The sequence below is a fragment of the Flavitalea sp. genome, from assembly GCF_035489435.1.
GTDB lineage: Bacteria > Bacteroidota > Bacteroidia > Chitinophagales > Chitinophagaceae > DATHKG01.
Genome location: NZ_DATHKG010000130.1, coordinates 1 through 15,615 on the forward strand (window position 1 = coordinate 1; position 15,615 = coordinate 15,615).

Consider the following 15,615-nt stretch of genomic DNA (forward strand, 5'->3'; position numbering starts at 1 on the left):
AATCTTTGCAAAAAATAATTAAAACCCTGTACTTTTATTCTTCATCATGCGTCCTTACAAAGAAATTTGTGCATGTTTCCTGCCTAAATATTGTGCACGCTTAATTGCCGAAAACTGTGCATTGTTAATTGCCGACTACACCAGGTTAACGGAATCTATCGTATCGATGGTCCCAACAGTTTCAATGTTATTGCAGACCTTGGCGCTTTCAACGTAGCGCATCAACCAACCGGCTTTTTCATAGATGTTCCAACGGGAGTGTCGTATTCGATTGACACTTATTACGGTGGCTTTCTTGTAACTGATGGCCACCTTAACAGGCTGTTGCATGTTACACTTGATGGTGAAATCACAGTGGTGCATCAATTTAAAAATATCGTACCCACCGGCCTCGCGGTGAAGGATAATATGATCTTCATCACCCAGGCCGGCCCGGTGCCTCACAATCCTGCGGACGGGAAAGTTCTTGCATTGTCAAGTGGTAAAGTTCCTACGGTCACAGAAGTTGCCGCTGGTGCGCCGTTGCTCATTGATGTTGAGTTTGGCCGGGGTCAGTCACTTTTTGCTCTGTCGCAGGGTGCTTATAGCGGCCGTGTGGAGGGTTCGCCAGCGCTGCCTAATACCGGCTCACTCGTGAGCGTTAACGCGGGCGGGACATTTACTAAAGTCGCCGAAAAACTTAATATTCCAACTTCACTTGAAATCATGGGTAACACTGCTTACATCGTGACTCTTGGAGGTGAAATATGGACTATTGATAACATCGCTGGTCCTCCGTTTGGACGGCCGCATTAATAACAGAGCTGCAGGGTGATGGCTGGCAAAAGGTTTAGGGTTGAAAATCCCGGTTTCCGCAAAATACACAAACATGTTCTTGCTGTCGCGGGCGGTACAGTATTGATCTGCTATAATTAGAACAATAGAATTAGCTCTGAATGATAATAATTATTGGATGTCCAATAGGGAAAAAGAAGCAAAAAAATAAACCGACAGAACAAAACACCAGTAAACATATGAGGATAAGCCCGCCATACCTGATCAGCGACTCTGCATGTATATTTAACATAATGTGCGACATGATCGATGTGTAACCAGTACAGGCTGATTGCAAAAATGGCGCAACTAGATTGTTGCGCCATAGAACGATGAAATAAAGCCGTATCAACCAGGAAAAGGTAAAACATCAAGAGTAGTAAATAAACAAGATGCGTCCTGAATCGGGTTAATGCAACAAAAAAAAGCAGGGTACCATTTATTGCTGCGTAATTATTTAGGAAGGCGGCTGCCAGGGCCCAAAAGAACCAAGTACACAGGAAGCTCCCCATGCTAAATTGAACCCACAAACAAGAGCTAACATTACTCCTAAGGCCGCCAGCGTAGCCGGATTAGGTTCATCATCATAGGCTTCCTGGGCGCCCCACAACCATGGTGAGCAGATGCCGCTAAGGTCAAAGGCTGTACCTCCTACAAGATTAACAACTTCGAAGGCGGTATTATTGGTGCCATGTCCGAACTGCTCTCTGGCGTTAAAGAAAACACCAAACGTAGGTGCCTGCCAGGCTATGTTTAAAACAAAATCAATCCATGGCGACATTAGCCCCCATATCTCACTCCATTTAAAGCCAAATCCGCCAACCCCGTCAATACCGGCTTTTACCACGGCATAATACGTGCACATATTGTTAAAGTAAACGGTCCAATTTTCACCTGGTTTATCAAATGTAGGTATGAGGGAAAGAATATCAGGAAAAACATAAGCCAGGTAACTTGTTGAATTTGCCAGGTTGATCCATTTGTTATCTTTTAATCCATCAGCTGCTCCCGATTTTAGAATTACACATACATCTACCGCTACAGATCCGACCCCACCCAATATATTTCCTACTTTCACTGCTGTATCCATCCTGGTATTGGTATGTCCGCTATCAGTTCCGCCGCTATGGTCGCCAACAGCTGTTACTATTGGTGTTGTAAGAATAGTTACAATGGTTTCAAAATCAGGCGCACTAATAAGCTGTGCTGTAGTAGCATCGCTATCCGGAAAAGGCGATTCATTTTCTATTACTTTGTACACGATAGTGGCAGGTATGGCAACTACAAGGCACATAAGGTCAACAATTGAAAAATCATTTCCACCGCTTATTTTTTTATACAACCATGATATCACCGGTATATCTATTGGCGCATTGAAGGTATCCACTACCGTGGTTGCAAGTGATACAAGCACATCTGCCACATCTGTAAGAATGATCTCCGTCTGGTTCAGGAGAAAATCTGTAATAATTACCAGTATCTGTTCAACAATCTGGGATACGGTAAGCGTTTGAAAGTTATCTATTACAGATTTGATCTGGGTCTGTAAATTATTCATGGCATCTTTTTCACCCTGGATAGTGTCATTCACAACGCTTAAAAGTCCATTTGTAGGATCATCGCCTGTGTCGGGCGGCGTCCAGGTGCCGGCACTGGCATTGCCGCCATTGCTTTTTAATTTATGCGTGCCCCAGTTTGCCTGTGGTGTTTTGGTTGATGAAGGCGCCGGGTTGTTTGCAGAAGTGCTCTGCGGCGTATCAGTTATTGGAGGTAAACCTACCAGTTTATTAAGGTCATCTTCCAGGGTTGTAAAAACACTTTGTATATTACCCTTTAACGATCCGAGGTTTGTGACGCAATAAGCCAGATATTGCTGCATAATGTTTTTGATAACATTGTGCGTATTTAAAATATCCTTGTATTCAAAAATGAATCCTATCCATTTTATGATATCGGCAAAAGCAGCTTCAATGGCATTCAGTACTGTATGCACCAGGTTAACAATATCGTTGGCGCACTTTGCTATAAAATGATAGAAATCACCTGCTATAGTAAGCACACAATCCACCACTCCATTGGCAAAGGTTACTACGGCTTTCTCAAGTTTATTTCCTTCGCTTTTCATCCATTTGACGATATGCCCTATGTTGGCTTCAAAGTGCAAACCGCTTCCCAGCATGGTACTTGCGGGCGTAAGTGAAAGGCTGCCATCCGAATTAAGCATTACGCCCATTTCCTTTATAGCATCAATGCCTTCATAGTGCGCCGCATTTTTACCATAGGTCCAGCCCCATATTTTATCTGTTGTACGATCGAAGCGCAGATCTTTAAATTGCCGGTCTGCCCTGGCAAAATTCTTCACCCTGTTCTTTGCCGCCGGGAGCCCGATACGCTTCACCCTTGCCGTTGCAACAGGGTTTACTGCAGCTACTACGGCAGGCTGGGCGGCCACGGATTGAACGGTTGAGAAGGCGGTTGCCACGGTTGTTGCGTCCGGCCATGACTGGCCTGTTACCAATCCATCTGCATTCATATGCTCATTCTGCTGGCAGATGGTATTGATGTTGTTTGATGTGTTAGTGGTTGTTTTGGAGTCGAAACTGCCGGTTATAAGTTGCGATTGACTACCGTCCTCATTGGTAACCTTTGCACTGGCTATGTAATCGGTACTGCCATCAGGAACCTTGCTGTTAATTCTTGAAACGGTATTAGTCATCGGGTTAATGGCTTCGGTGTAAATCTGTTTGGTAACCGGATCCTGTATAGCAACGTAATATGAAATGCCGCCTATCGTATCCACTGGCTGCATGATGGTAACGTTACCTGTAATATCTGTTTGAAGCAGCCAGGGCTTTTGGGTATCCAATGTAAAATAGGCATCCGTATTTTTCGCGTCATTAATATACACACTGCAGGGACTGGAAGCCCATAATGCAACTGGCACATTAGGATGTACTACGTTGTAATCATCGGTAATTTCTATATGGGTGGAATAAGTGGTAGTATCATAGATTTCCGTTAGTATATGTTCGGTATCAGGTGCTGTTAACAGGCTGCGTTCCTGCCATGCGGAGGTAACCGGATCCTGGAACAACTGGGTTAAAACGGAAGTATAATTACCGTCATCATTTTTTGCCACCTGCTCAGCATACAATACACTGCAACTGCCATACGCATTACCATTGGTAGGATCAATCAAGCTGTCTGAACTGTGCTTGTTGTTTACATAGGCAGATGAGTTTACTACATTAAACAATAATGGTATCGGACAACTCCAGGCAGCGGCATTGGTTTCCTGCCCGGCCACACCTTCCATAATAAATAAGCGGGCGGTTTGCATATCAGCCGGGTCAAGACTTTGACCCCAGATAACAATATTATCATTCCAGTTTTTTACATGCAGGCTTTGTATGTTTTGAAACAGGTCGTGTGTGTAAATGCTAACCGGCGTTGGTTTGCTGGTGCCCGAATCATTCTGATCCGCACAGGCAAGAAAATACAACTGGCCATTGCTTGCAAAAAAGAAATCTGTATAAGGCGCATCGGCAGCAGAAGAGGATACATCCATTGCCATGTAAGCCGCATTGGTGCCCGCTGGAAAATTAAAAACAGTCGGGTCTGGCGTTTCTTCCGGGTGGTTAAAATTATAAGCAGGCGTGTATTGTAATTGAGGTTTACCCGCCACTGAGCCTAATACATAGGCGCCGCCTATATTATTACCAGCGCTATCACCGGCGCCGGGGTAACTATCGGGGCCGTCATTGGGACCACAACCCACGAAAGTGGTGATCTTGCCTGCCTGCAGATCGCTGGACAGATCATGTGGCAACCAGGCATAACCTCTTTGCTTTGTTGTATCCACATAAAACCTGGAAATGGTTTGCGTGGTAGCATTGCTTACCAGGTCTACAATAATATACTGCATAGCATTACCATCATTGCTATCCACGATCTGTATATCATTGATCGGCATTGCCTGGTAAGTACTGATATTGTCGCCAGGATAGTCAAATTTAAACTGGCTGTCGGCCGTAAATACCGGTGCGCCGCTGTTCCAGTTATCAAACGTATTGGTAAAGCCTGTAACAAGGTGCAGGTAATATGTGCCGTTGCAACTTACTACCAATGCAATATCAACTGAATTGGTATTGATCGTCATATCCTGGGCAATATCAAAGGTTTCGGCCGTAATAGCGGCCCCTCCGTAACAGGTGGCGGAAAGTGCCGAACTTAAATCAACCCTTACCCAGCCATGTGTATCGCCGGGTACTTCGCGGGTGCAGTATAAAATACCGTCGGTACCGATGGAAAACACCAGTGCCTTGCCTTCTATGGTTTGCAGGGCTTCGAACTGTTTATCGGGAACTATTACGGTGGATGCCTTTTGGTTGGCCATCAACTCGGTTTCATTTATGATTTTCATGATAAATTTTTTTAGAGGAAGCATGTATCCACATGCTTCCTTGATTAAATAAGTTTATTTAAATAAAAAAGTGATTGTTTAAGATTCAGCGAGGTATTTAATGTGGCATACCAGGTCGGAAGTGTCAGAAAATTGAGCATCTTTAAATGTGAAGGCATTACCACCAGGAAATACAAACTGTATTGGCATGATGACAGGAAGTTGTTTGAAGTCGGCGGCATCGATCCAGGCTACCCACCTGCTTAAAGCGTCTGATACATACTGAGGTATATTAGCGGGCTTATCTGAAGTATCCTGAACTTGTGAATTTGTATTTGTCAGGCACATATTTCCTCCCTGATCCACAACGAAAGAAAAGGTATCTGTAAAAGTTTTATATACGGGACTGCCGTTATAAGGTGTATGATCTTCCACCTTAGGATTGCCTGTAGCCGCCACCGAAATCCAAAGGTTTTGGGTTACCGTGAGCGTTTGTTTTGTTGTATCTACATCAACCATTAGTTGGAAATGGGTGGTTACCTTCATGGTATCATCGGCTGACCAACCGGTTGCACTGTCTGTCGCGGTATGTAAATATAGCACCAGCGTATCGGGAGAACCCATCATAACCTGGGTTTCATCAAATTGCTGCAAGCCATAAAAACTGGCATATGTATCACATTTTATATCAACATCATACTCGTATTGCAATACGGGGTCGGCGCCAACGCTTATGACCGGTGTCCAGCAGTTGCCAAGTACATAGCTTTGTAACTGGCTATCTAAATATTTTGCAAATGCATCTCTTTTTATAGCTATAGCGCCATCATATTTGTTTACATCGGCATTGGTGTCTAAATCCGGGTTGTGACTGGTGCCGTTGTCATCCAAAAAATTCCAGTTAAACTGTTTGCCTGCATTTAAGGCTTCCCCACCGGTAGAGAAAAGATAATTCAGGGTTGCCAGGTCCTGCTGGTCTTCTGTAGGGTTGGTTATTGCATTGCCTTTACTGTCAACAAATGCGCCTGCAAAAAGGCTCATACTTGTTGGCAATAGTGAACTGGTATTAGTTTGTGTAACGGCATAATCCAATGCAGGCGCCTGCGCCAGGTAGGTGCTGAAATAGGATTTGGCGAATTGCTGCATCAGCGGTATAAATACCGAACAACTGCTGTCAAGCCCTGTGAGGGTACCAGAGGGCGATACTACCGCGCTGTCAGCATCAAAAAGCAATTGCTGTATATTCAGGTCTGTACTGCTGAGGTTGTAGGTACTCATGATATAGTCGATACCGTTTTGCACTATTTCTGTAATGTTATTACTGCTAATTACCGTTTGCAGGTTAACCGTAGCATTGATGTTGAATTCTTCTTTTGCGGTTTGCAGAATATCTGTCCAGGTGCTTTTGTCCGGATTCCAGAAAGCAACATGCAATGTTCTGCACAAAAGATAGTAGTCTACCGCATTAATTCCGGGGTTGATGGTAAGATATTTTGCCGCGGAATAACCGGCAGGATTGCCTATATACATATTAAAGGCGAACCACAGATTGCTTGACTTTATAGTATTGATCTGTGCCTGGGTTAATGGCAACTTAGCCGTCCCGGAAAGAGGATCTACATCTATACTGACACCTGTTGTAACATCCTTTATACCAGAGAGGGCGACCTGCAGCGGTGTGCCGCCGTTATTAATAAAATAAAAGCTTACCGCCGAGAAAGTGTGGGTATCGTCATAGTAGGTTTCGATTGCATTGTTTAACGCTTTCTGGGTTACAGACGCTACCATGTCGTAGTAGCCTGGTTGTACTAAGTAAGATTGTGAAAGTGACATAAAATTTGTTTTTAATTGTTTTAATATTTTTTAGTCTTTGCTGTTTTCAAAGGCATACTTGTCCTGTTCTTCGGGCAAGCGCCTTCAGTCAGTTTTTTTAATACTTACATACAGGTAGAAAAGGTGTAAAGCAAAAGGTGGGATTGTTAGCGGATGAAGTACGGATCGGTTTTATTGCTGTACCGATTTTCTTGATTTGATGATGTAAAAATATACTGGAGTGAAAATATGTGCAATAGCTAAAACAGGCTATTCGTTTAGTTTGGCTGTCCGACCGCTTTAGGCACCTTGTACATAATGACCCACCATTTTTTATTCATACTATGAAAGGGATTGGAATCTGAGACTGTGTTGGCAATTGCCAAAACCGAAGACGAATTATTGCTTTGGATTGAAACAAGCCGTTCAATCAGAGAAGCAAAAAGAGATGATTAGAAAACTGGCTATACAAGGTTGGGATACTTAGCATTTAGTGGAATGCCGGAAATAGTTTTTGAAGAATACACCTGATGCGATGAATGTTTTACTAACTGAGCCGATACGATATAATGTTTCGTTTGTGGCTGATATTTTTCGGGTGGGATGAAAATGTGCTTGATACATTCAGAAATAACTTGCCACTCGTTCCTGCGACTGGGAAGCTTATCGTCACTAACGGATGAAGATGCTATTGAAGCCGGTGTTATATATGAATATGCAAAAGAATTTGGTTTTCACTGGCTTATTGTGAAAAATAAGTTTCGGATAAGAATATATATTTATTGTTTATCAATAATTATTTATTATTTTACGTCACAATTTAAACTTTTAAGAATTATGTCAAAAAGAAACAACTACGTATTTATAGGCTTACAAATTGTTTCGTGGCTCATCTTTGTTGGCTTGTGCATAGAAGCTGGTGCCTTGATAGTCAACTTTTTTTTTAGTATCTACAAACCTGAATTTGTCAAAAACCTGTATCAAAAGCTGGACTTAAGTGCATTGTATAATAGTAGCAAATGGGTATTTTTCGGCATCTATAGTTTTATCTTGTTCATCTCGCTTCTGAAAGCACACTTGTTTTATATGGTCATCAGGCTATTAAGCACCTTAAATTTATCAAAACCATTCAACAGTTTTGTTTCAGAACGAATAACCCAAATTAGTTATTACACTTTTTCCATTGGAATATTAAGTTATATAGCCAGACAAACAGCCAAAAGCCTGCAACATCATGGTTTTGATATTGACAACCTAAGCGGATTTTGGGCAGACAGTCAAGCATTTATATTGATGTCAGCTGTAATCTATGTTATTGCGACTATTTTTAAAAAGGGAGTTGAAATCCAAAACGAAAACGATTTAACTGTTTAAGCTATGCCAATCATTGTAAATTTAGATGTGATGATGGCAAAACGAAAAATTTCTCTGAATGAACTTTCTGAAAGAGTTGAATTGACATTATCTAATCTTTCTATCTTAAAGACTGGAAAAGCAAAGGCAATCCGATTTAGCACATTAGAAGCTATTTGTAAAGCCTTAGATTGCCAACCAGGTGATATTTTGGAACACGTAAGTGACGAAAAAAGAACAACGCATTAATTTCTTTCATTCTTTCCAGGACTGCCATCCGAACTAATTAGAATTATACCTGTGGAGTTATTACTCTACAGGTATGTGCTAGTATGTCTTTCGATTTTTGTATTCTTCTGTAACTCAATGGGGACGAGTCTCCCGTTCGAATCCCTGAAATCCCCGCGGGACCACAGAAAATTGATATAACGCTTTGCAGGTTATTTACTTGCAAAGCTTTTTTTTGCCAGGTACAACATAGGTAAAACATTAGGGCATAAATTGATTCTTTGTTCACAGAAAATCTCCATCGCTTTATCCAGTTCGCAGTCTAAAATCTTCGGAAAGATCTCCAGGTTTAATAGGGTTGTAGCGTTTCATACTGATCATTATAATGGTGAATGCAATGGTTACCCGACTGCGGGCCGTTCAAAATATGCCTACTGACGTTCTAACTCAATGGACAAACAACGAGAAATAATATATTTTTTACCTTTTTAGATCCACCTGTAAGGGGTTATAGAATTGACACAAAAAATTTTTGCGTCGATTTTTACTTTGCGTCTTTAGGTGGGGCTTTTCATTTAAAGTAGAATGTACATTATTTCCTACCATCCTTCCATTGTCCCACGCAATAGTAAAAAATAATTTTGTGCTACTTCCATATTTAGGAATAAGGGTAGCCGAAAACTTTATAGAGTAGGCATTTAAAAAAATATTTTAAAAATGACAAACCTCCGTGGTATGAATTTCCACAGCGAAGCAAAAGCAGTTGAAGCTTCGCATAAATTGATCGAACTGGAATCGTTCGGCGACATCTCAATATTTGAAAAAGGAATTATAAGAAAAGATGCCTTCGGGGAAATTTCTGTTGAGCAGTCAGAAACTACTGATGGCGTTCGAACTATTTCAGGTATAAAAGAAAAGAATAACAAGTGAAATACCAATATCAGTAAAGGCAGATGACTCATATGCTTAAATGTAAGAAAATACCTTCTCCTTCGATCTTGTGATATTACCAAAGCATAGCACAAGTGTACCCTGATAATAATTATTGGATGTCCAGCCAGTATTTCATCTGAGTTTATTCATCGGCTTTCATACCAGTAGGCTTCCTGATCGTCTTTATGATCTTCGCCACCAGGGAAACTGTCACTGCGAGGACAAAGAAAGTAATGATATATTTTAACCAGGGTTGTAAGAATGGCAGGCTACCTATCAGATATCCCGCCTGCACGAACAACGATATGAAGATCAACAATCCTATAATATTTAAAATGAGGCATCGTTGCAATTATTCGGTTTTGCGACCGAGCCTAGTAAGAAAACTGAGTAAAAAGAGAGCTGACCCCATTCTAAATCCTTATTTTGTTGCATCCTTCCACAACAGTCAAGGTGCCGTTTGCAGGAGCACATCGTGCGCTCGTAATTGTATATTGGTAAGTTCCAACTTCGAGCAAAATATATCCGCCGACTTGATTTACACATGTCGCAGGCGGGCTCACAGGATAATATTCCGAAATAATGGTTTGTTGTCCTGTGCTCAGTGTAATAACAACGTTTCCGCATCGAGGAATAACGCTCGCATCACTAATATAGAAAAGTACACCACCCTTTTTGGGTGGGAAGACACAGCAGGAATTACATGCTAGATCTGCATCTAAATCGTAATTTGTAGCACTTCGATCCATACAACCGATACGGTCCTCGTCACTACCACATGAGTTCGTTGAACATAGTATTGCAAAAGCGATTAAGGAAATCATTAACTTTTTCATATTTGTAGTTTAAAAATTATCATCGGCGAAATCTTTTTAAGTATATAAACATTTTTCTTAACACCTTTCGCCTGAATATGCAATTTGAAACGAACTCTAGTGGTTGGATAAATAACATTATGGAATGATAATGACTTTCAAGGTTACAGGAGCTATGAGAGAAGGATTCGTAGAAGAAGCGACCTGAATACCTACCTGTCCCGGCAAAACATAGTACATGTAATTAACACCACTTACAAAAAATGGCATTTCCGTACTCAGGTTACTCTGCATCCAGGTTACCGATACAGTTCCTTTGTTTATTATATCAATGTTAATGAGTGGAACTGTTAGAGTGAGTGACCAGGCACCTGAATTGAATGACCAATTATTCGCACCAGGTGAAAATAGTAAAGCTTGTGCGTTAACACTTCCCGGAGGACCTGCAGGTCCAGGCAAACCCTGTGGTCCCTGAGCACCTATTGGTCCCTGCGGACCGATGGGCCCTTCCTTGGTGCAGGCCCCACAAAATGTAGTAAAAAAAAACAGAACACTGGTTAATGATTTCAGAGGTATTTTATTCATGACTTATTTTTTAAAGAGTTAGAGTCTAAGGCTTCGAACTGATTTATGTTAACCATGACCTGTCAGGTACAGTTTATTTAGTTTGAGTGTGGTTTCCGTTTGGGATATAAATTGTATACAGTCCATTTAATAAACCTGGCCATTCTCTCTTAGTGTCGAATTCAATGACCTCCACAGTTAATCTTGCATTCAAAGGCCCATTAGCATAAAGATATCTACCACTCCGGCATAATATCCTCATAGTCGAGCTTTGTATCCGGACCTTACATCATTTTAGTTGGAACCGCATCATTTCGATTGGTTGTTCTGAAGATTTATCCATTCAAACCAAAGGAAAATCTTCAAAGCGTATGTTGTAAACAGCAGGACCGACTCCATAATTTGTGATAAATTCAATACTACGCCGGAGTGAAATGGTAAGGGTTCAGTATTAGATATATCAGATGTTTCCAGTATCAAATTCTTCCATAGAATAAATCGCTTTGAGAATGCGTTGTAAAAATACCAAACGCGGATTAGCCTCACAATCGCAATTTTCTATGATTTTTAAATCGTACTACCAGATTTATAATAGAAGACGTTTAATGAAATTTGGCAGCTATCTCAGCACGAGAGTGTATGTTGAGCTTGTTGTAAGTGTTTCGTGTATGGGTAAATAAGGTTTGCATGCTTATAAAACATGTATCGGCAATCTGCTTATAAGATTTACCTGCGATAAGTAGTTCCAGTATTTCCTTTTCTCGTTTAGTAAGATTGTATTGTTCTAATTTCTGCTGACGATCGGTCTCTTTTCTGTTAAAGTAATCAAGCATTTTTCTGGCAATCTTTCCATTTATTATGCTTTCCCCATTGTAGATGGCAGTAATAGCCTCGACAATTTTTTCAGGAGAATCTTTCTTGAGTAAATACCCGTCGGCGCCTGCTTTTACAGATCCGAATATTTTTTCTTCATCCTCAAAAACAGTCAGCATAAGGATTCCGGCGCCTGGTATTCTTTGCCTTACTAAAGCTGCCCCTTCAATACCGGTTATCCCGGGGAGGTCTATATCAAGAATAACTACATCAGGAGAGGTATTCAATAATCCATCTATATTCAGCAAACTTTGAACTGTATAAACTAAAAGCAAGTCGGGCCTTGAACCAATCAGTGCCTGCAGTGCCTTTAAGTAAGAGAGATTATCTTCAACAACTGCAACTCGTATCATGCTAATAAAAGTAAGGGTTCCAATATTCAAAAAAAATACCAGTTTTATGTTAGACAAGAGGAATGCGAATAGAAATATTTACACCGCCATCATTACCTGAATTGATGGTTAAAGATCCATTTACTGAATGAATTCTATGCTTAATATTTTCTAGACCGTTTCGTTGCATATTACTGGTTGCCGGATCAAACCCTTTTCCATTGTCTGCGACGGAAATTTGCAAATATCCGGATTGCCGGAAAAAACTTATTTTGATGCTATCACAGCCGGAATGTTTTACAGCATTGTTCACCAGCTCTTTTAGAATCATATACAAGTGATGTTTCGTATCGGCAGAAAACTTTTGAGTTTTACTATCCGCATCTTCCTGGACCGAGAAAAATATTTTTTTTGAATTGGCAAGGGGTTCAGCATAGGCCATAATTCTGTAAATGACACTGCCAATAGTATCGTATTTCGGATTTATCCGCCAAACCAGATCATCTAATTTGCCCACCACCTCATTTACATTGGTACTAATCGAATCAAGATATAGGTCTTTATTCGTTTCTTTTTTTGCCAGGCCCGTATATATAGAAATGCTGCTAAGCGTTGAACCAATTTCATCATGCAGATCAGATGAAATTCGTTGGCGCTCATTTTGCAATAGAAGTTCATTCTCTAGTAATCGTTGCTTTTTTCGTAACTGATACCGGCTTACTGACCTGCTAACAAAATATACAGCTACGGCAAAAGCAATAAGGGCGAAGGTCCGAAACCAAAAGGTTTGCCACCAGGGGGGGCGGATCGTAAACACATACGAATATTCATTGCTCCAATCACCACGATAATTCATGGCCCTTACTTTGAAGGTATATTTACCGGGCGAAAGATTGCCATACGATGCAGTTGAATAAGTGGTTAAAACACTTTTAGTTTTATCAAGCCCCACTAATTGAAACTGATACTTTATATTTTGTGGCTGGTCTGTTGTAATCGCTACGAAATCAAAACTGAGACTGTTATTTTCATAATCAAGATTCAAATTATTTGGTACGCCGTACCACCGGCTTAAGGTATCAAAACTGAAGTTTTGAAAAATTACTGCATTATTTAATAGAAATGATGAGTCGGGCTTCTGTTTCAATCCAGACCAGTCTATCGTTTGATTGGAGATTCTTATCGCAGTGATCTGAATATTAAAGGGATTAGATTTTGGCTCATCTTGTGCAGGATCGAAATATGTAATTCCATTGTTGGTGCCGACATATATTGTTCCTGTACTTGCTTTTATCATTGCATTTATATTAGCTCCAACTCCGAGAAATCCATCTGAATATGTGTAATTACTGAAAAAAATATCATCTTCCCTGATTTGTCCTGATTTCACTCGACCCGAAAGGAATGCTGATTTATCTGGTGACAATTTGCTTAGCCCATTATTAGTGCCAAGCCATAAATTACCGAGATCGTCCTGCGTAATGCTCATCACTACGTTATTAACTAAACCTTCTTCTTCAGTCAAACGCGTAAGATTATGGCCGTCGTATTTTACCAGCCCTTTGTCGCATCCAAACCATAATATACCAGATGGATCCTCATACATGCAATTGAAAGATGCCTGTAACGAATTATCGGTACTGGTAAGTTGATCAAAACGATATCCATCATACCTGAGAATGCCTGCCGAAGTGCAAAACCAAATGTTACCTTTTTGATCCTGAGTGACGGCATATATTTTTTTTGCCTCCTTACCATGGTGAAATAAATTCGTGAAGGAATTTCCTGTATATTTTGAAACACCATCATCCGTGCCAAACCAAAGAGCCCCGAGGCTATCTTCCATGATATAATTAACATCTTCATGAACTAATCCCTCATCTTCAGTAAAATAACTGAATGATTCGCCATCATATTTCGCGACTCCTTTGTAAACGGCAAACCAAAAATTACCATCTTTGTCCTGGCAAATGCTTTTCACTTCATTTTGAAATAATTTCTGATCCCCTGTTATAACTTTCAGTTTAGTTCCATCGTAAATTGAAATCCCACCTCGCCAGGTACCTGCCCATAGGTCACCTTTTTTATCTTCAAATAAACTGAACACATAGTTTTTCTTCAGGCCTTCACTCTGCGTTAGATGTGTGAATGAATGTGAGTTATACTTTAAGACGCCTCCACTGCCGGTGCCAACCCAAACTTTACCTGAATTGTCTTCCAGCAAACAGAAAATGTTGTCGTTGGTTAGTCCCTCTTTTTCTGTAAAATTTAAAAACCATTTTCCGTTATATTTTATAAGTCCATCTCCTGTTCCTATCCAGATGTTACCTTCTTTATCCTCAATTAAACTGTTAACCTGATCATTTATCAGACCTTCTTTCAATGTCAAATGTTCAAAGGAATTTCCATTAAATATTGAAATGCCACCATCGGGTGTACCCAGCCATATTTGTCCTTTTTTATCTTCCAACAATGATATTACCGCATTCGAACTCAATCCTTCTGCCCGGGTATAATTGGTAAAAGAAATTCCATTAAATTTTGAAAGACCACCCTTAGTTCCCAACCAGATATTTCCAGCTTTATCTTTAAGGATAGTTTCAACAGTTGGATGCACCAGACCGTTCCGGTGAGTATAGTTGATAAATGAATGGCCATCATATTTTGAAAGACCTCCCCAAGTCGCCATCCATATATTGCCAAGGGAATCCTCTACCATTCCACTAACAACATAATTACTAACCAGTCCATCACTTACCGTAAAATTTGTAAACGAGTAGCCATCGTACTTTGATACACCTCCGCCGTTGGTTCCAAACCATATATTTCCTTTGCTGTCCTGGAACACACTCCTCACGTCGTTATAAACCAGGCCTTGCTCTGTAGTGAAATTCGAAAAAGATTTGCCGTCATATCTTGTTACACCTCGTGAAGTGCAGATCCAGATATTGTCAAGTTTATCCTGCAACAGATCTGTGACTGTCTCACTTTTTAAACCGTGTAATTTACCCCACGAAGCAAAAGTAAAAGGATTCGGAGTCTTCGTATCCATCTCTTTTGGTGTAAAAGGGTCTGGCATTCCAGAAGGAATGGGTTTTTCAAAAACGCGAATATTTTGTGGTTTTAAAAAGCCTTCTGTCCCTGGTGTACAGATGTTAGGTTGTTTAGCGGGGGTGATTTTAGAAGAAGAAGGCCAAATCATATTATTTGCTATCTGAATATTGACTGCCTTCTCCGCACGAAATCTTCTAACTTTGTCTTTGTTTACAGGAACCACCATAAGATCATTTACACTATCGAGAGAGATAGGTTGAAATCTGGCTTCCGAAATTATAAGAGGAAAGCTTCGCGCTGGAATTTCTTCATTCTTTTGCTGACAAGATTGAATTATCTGCATGGTAAAAATGATAATGAGTGCTCTATTTAGCTTTAACTGCTTCATCGACCCAAAATTTCTTTGATTTGATAGGCAGATCCATATAATTGGTTT

At 40.6% G+C, this 15,615-nt stretch carries 10 protein-coding genes; 4 read left to right on the plus strand and 6 right to left on the minus strand.

Translation table 11 applies throughout. The annotated features are described in order from the left end of the window. Nucleotides 1–90: 90 nt before the first annotated feature. Nucleotides 91–795 carry a hypothetical protein gene (locus VK664_RS20380; protein WP_461400546.1) on the plus strand — a complete coding sequence of 235 codons (705 nt, stop codon included), beginning with the start codon at nucleotides 91–93 and terminating at the stop codon, nucleotides 793–795. Nucleotides 796–1,270: 475 nt separating this feature from the next. Here VK664_RS20380 and VK664_RS20385 read toward each other — a convergent pair whose 3' ends face one another. Together VK664_RS20385 and VK664_RS20390 are read right to left on the minus strand one after the other, a co-directional pair. Beyond that, nucleotides 1,271–5,236, minus strand: coding sequence for a hypothetical protein (locus tag VK664_RS20385; RefSeq protein WP_461400547.1), 3,966 nt, complete (start codon nucleotides 5,234–5,236; stop codon nucleotides 1,271–1,273). Nucleotides 5,237–5,314: 78 nt separating this feature from the next. After that, nucleotides 5,315–7,048, minus strand: a complete 1,734-nt coding sequence (locus tag VK664_RS20390) for a hypothetical protein (RefSeq protein WP_461400548.1) — start codon at nucleotides 7,046–7,048, stop codon at nucleotides 5,315–5,317. A gap of 816 nt (nucleotides 7,049–7,864) precedes the next feature. Here VK664_RS20390 and VK664_RS20395 point away from each other — a divergent pair. The 3 genes from VK664_RS20395 (at nucleotide 7,865) to VK664_RS20405 (ending at nucleotide 9,538) form a co-directional block, all read left to right on the plus strand. Beyond that, nucleotides 7,865–8,401 carry a DUF2975 domain-containing protein gene (locus VK664_RS20395; RefSeq protein ID WP_461400549.1) on the plus strand — a complete coding sequence of 179 codons (537 nt, stop codon included), beginning with the start codon at nucleotides 7,865–7,867 and terminating at the stop codon, nucleotides 8,399–8,401. Between the two features lie 3 nt (nucleotides 8,402–8,404). Continuing rightward, nucleotides 8,405–8,629, plus strand: coding sequence for a helix-turn-helix domain-containing protein (locus tag VK664_RS20400; protein WP_461400550.1), 225 nt, complete (start codon nucleotides 8,405–8,407; stop codon nucleotides 8,627–8,629). A gap of 696 nt (nucleotides 8,630–9,325) precedes the next feature. Beyond that, nucleotides 9,326–9,538 carry a hypothetical protein gene (locus tag VK664_RS20405; protein ID WP_461400551.1) on the plus strand — a complete coding sequence of 71 codons (213 nt, stop codon included), beginning with the start codon at nucleotides 9,326–9,328 and terminating at the stop codon, nucleotides 9,536–9,538. A gap of 145 nt (nucleotides 9,539–9,683) precedes the next feature. Here the strand turns inward: VK664_RS20405 and VK664_RS20410 are convergent, their stop codons facing one another. From VK664_RS20410 to VK664_RS20425, 4 genes are all read right to left on the minus strand, one after another. Continuing rightward, a complete protein-coding gene (locus VK664_RS20410) occupies nucleotides 9,684–9,860 on the minus strand; it encodes a hypothetical protein (RefSeq protein WP_461400552.1) in 177 nt (58 codons plus the stop codon). 634 nt (nucleotides 9,861–10,494) lie between these two features. Further along, on the minus strand, nucleotides 10,495–10,941 hold the full coding sequence (locus VK664_RS20415) for a hypothetical protein (protein ID WP_461400553.1): 447 nt from the start codon (nucleotides 10,939–10,941) through the stop codon (nucleotides 10,495–10,497). A gap of 581 nt (nucleotides 10,942–11,522) precedes the next feature. Further along, a complete protein-coding gene (locus tag VK664_RS20420; protein WP_461400554.1) occupies nucleotides 11,523–12,146 on the minus strand; it encodes a LuxR C-terminal-related transcriptional regulator in 624 nt (207 codons plus the stop codon). A 49-nt stretch (nucleotides 12,147–12,195) separates the two neighbouring features. Then, nucleotides 12,196–15,567, minus strand: coding sequence for a sensor histidine kinase (locus VK664_RS20425; RefSeq protein ID WP_461400555.1), 3,372 nt, complete (start codon nucleotides 15,565–15,567; stop codon nucleotides 12,196–12,198). Between the last annotated feature and the right edge of the window lie 48 nt (nucleotides 15,568–15,615).

Bases quoted from the DNA above. Each gene is read 5' to 3' on its own strand.
- VK664_RS20385 (WP_461400547.1), bottom strand. From the start codon at position 5,236: ATGAAAATCATAAATGAAACCGAGTTGATGGCCAACCAAAAGGCATCC.
- VK664_RS20390 (WP_461400548.1), bottom strand. From the start codon at position 7,048: ATGTCACTTTCACAATCTTACTTAGTACAACCAGGCTACTACGACATG.
- VK664_RS20395 (WP_461400549.1), top strand. From the start codon at position 7,865: ATGTCAAAAAGAAACAACTACGTATTTATAGGCTTACAAATTGTTTCG.
- VK664_RS20400 (WP_461400550.1), top strand. From the start codon at position 8,405: ATGCCAATCATTGTAAATTTAGATGTGATGATGGCAAAACGAAAAATT.
- VK664_RS20405 (WP_461400551.1), top strand. From the start codon at position 9,326: ATGACAAACCTCCGTGGTATGAATTTCCACAGCGAAGCAAAAGCAGTT.
- VK664_RS20415 (WP_461400553.1), bottom strand. From the start codon at position 10,941: ATGAATAAAATACCTCTGAAATCATTAACCAGTGTTCTGTTTTTTTTT.
- VK664_RS20420 (WP_461400554.1), bottom strand. From the start codon at position 12,146: ATGATACGAGTTGCAGTTGTTGAAGATAATCTCTCTTACTTAAAGGCA.
- VK664_RS20425 (WP_461400555.1), bottom strand. From the start codon at position 15,567: ATGAAGCAGTTAAAGCTAAATAGAGCACTCATTATCATTTTTACCATG.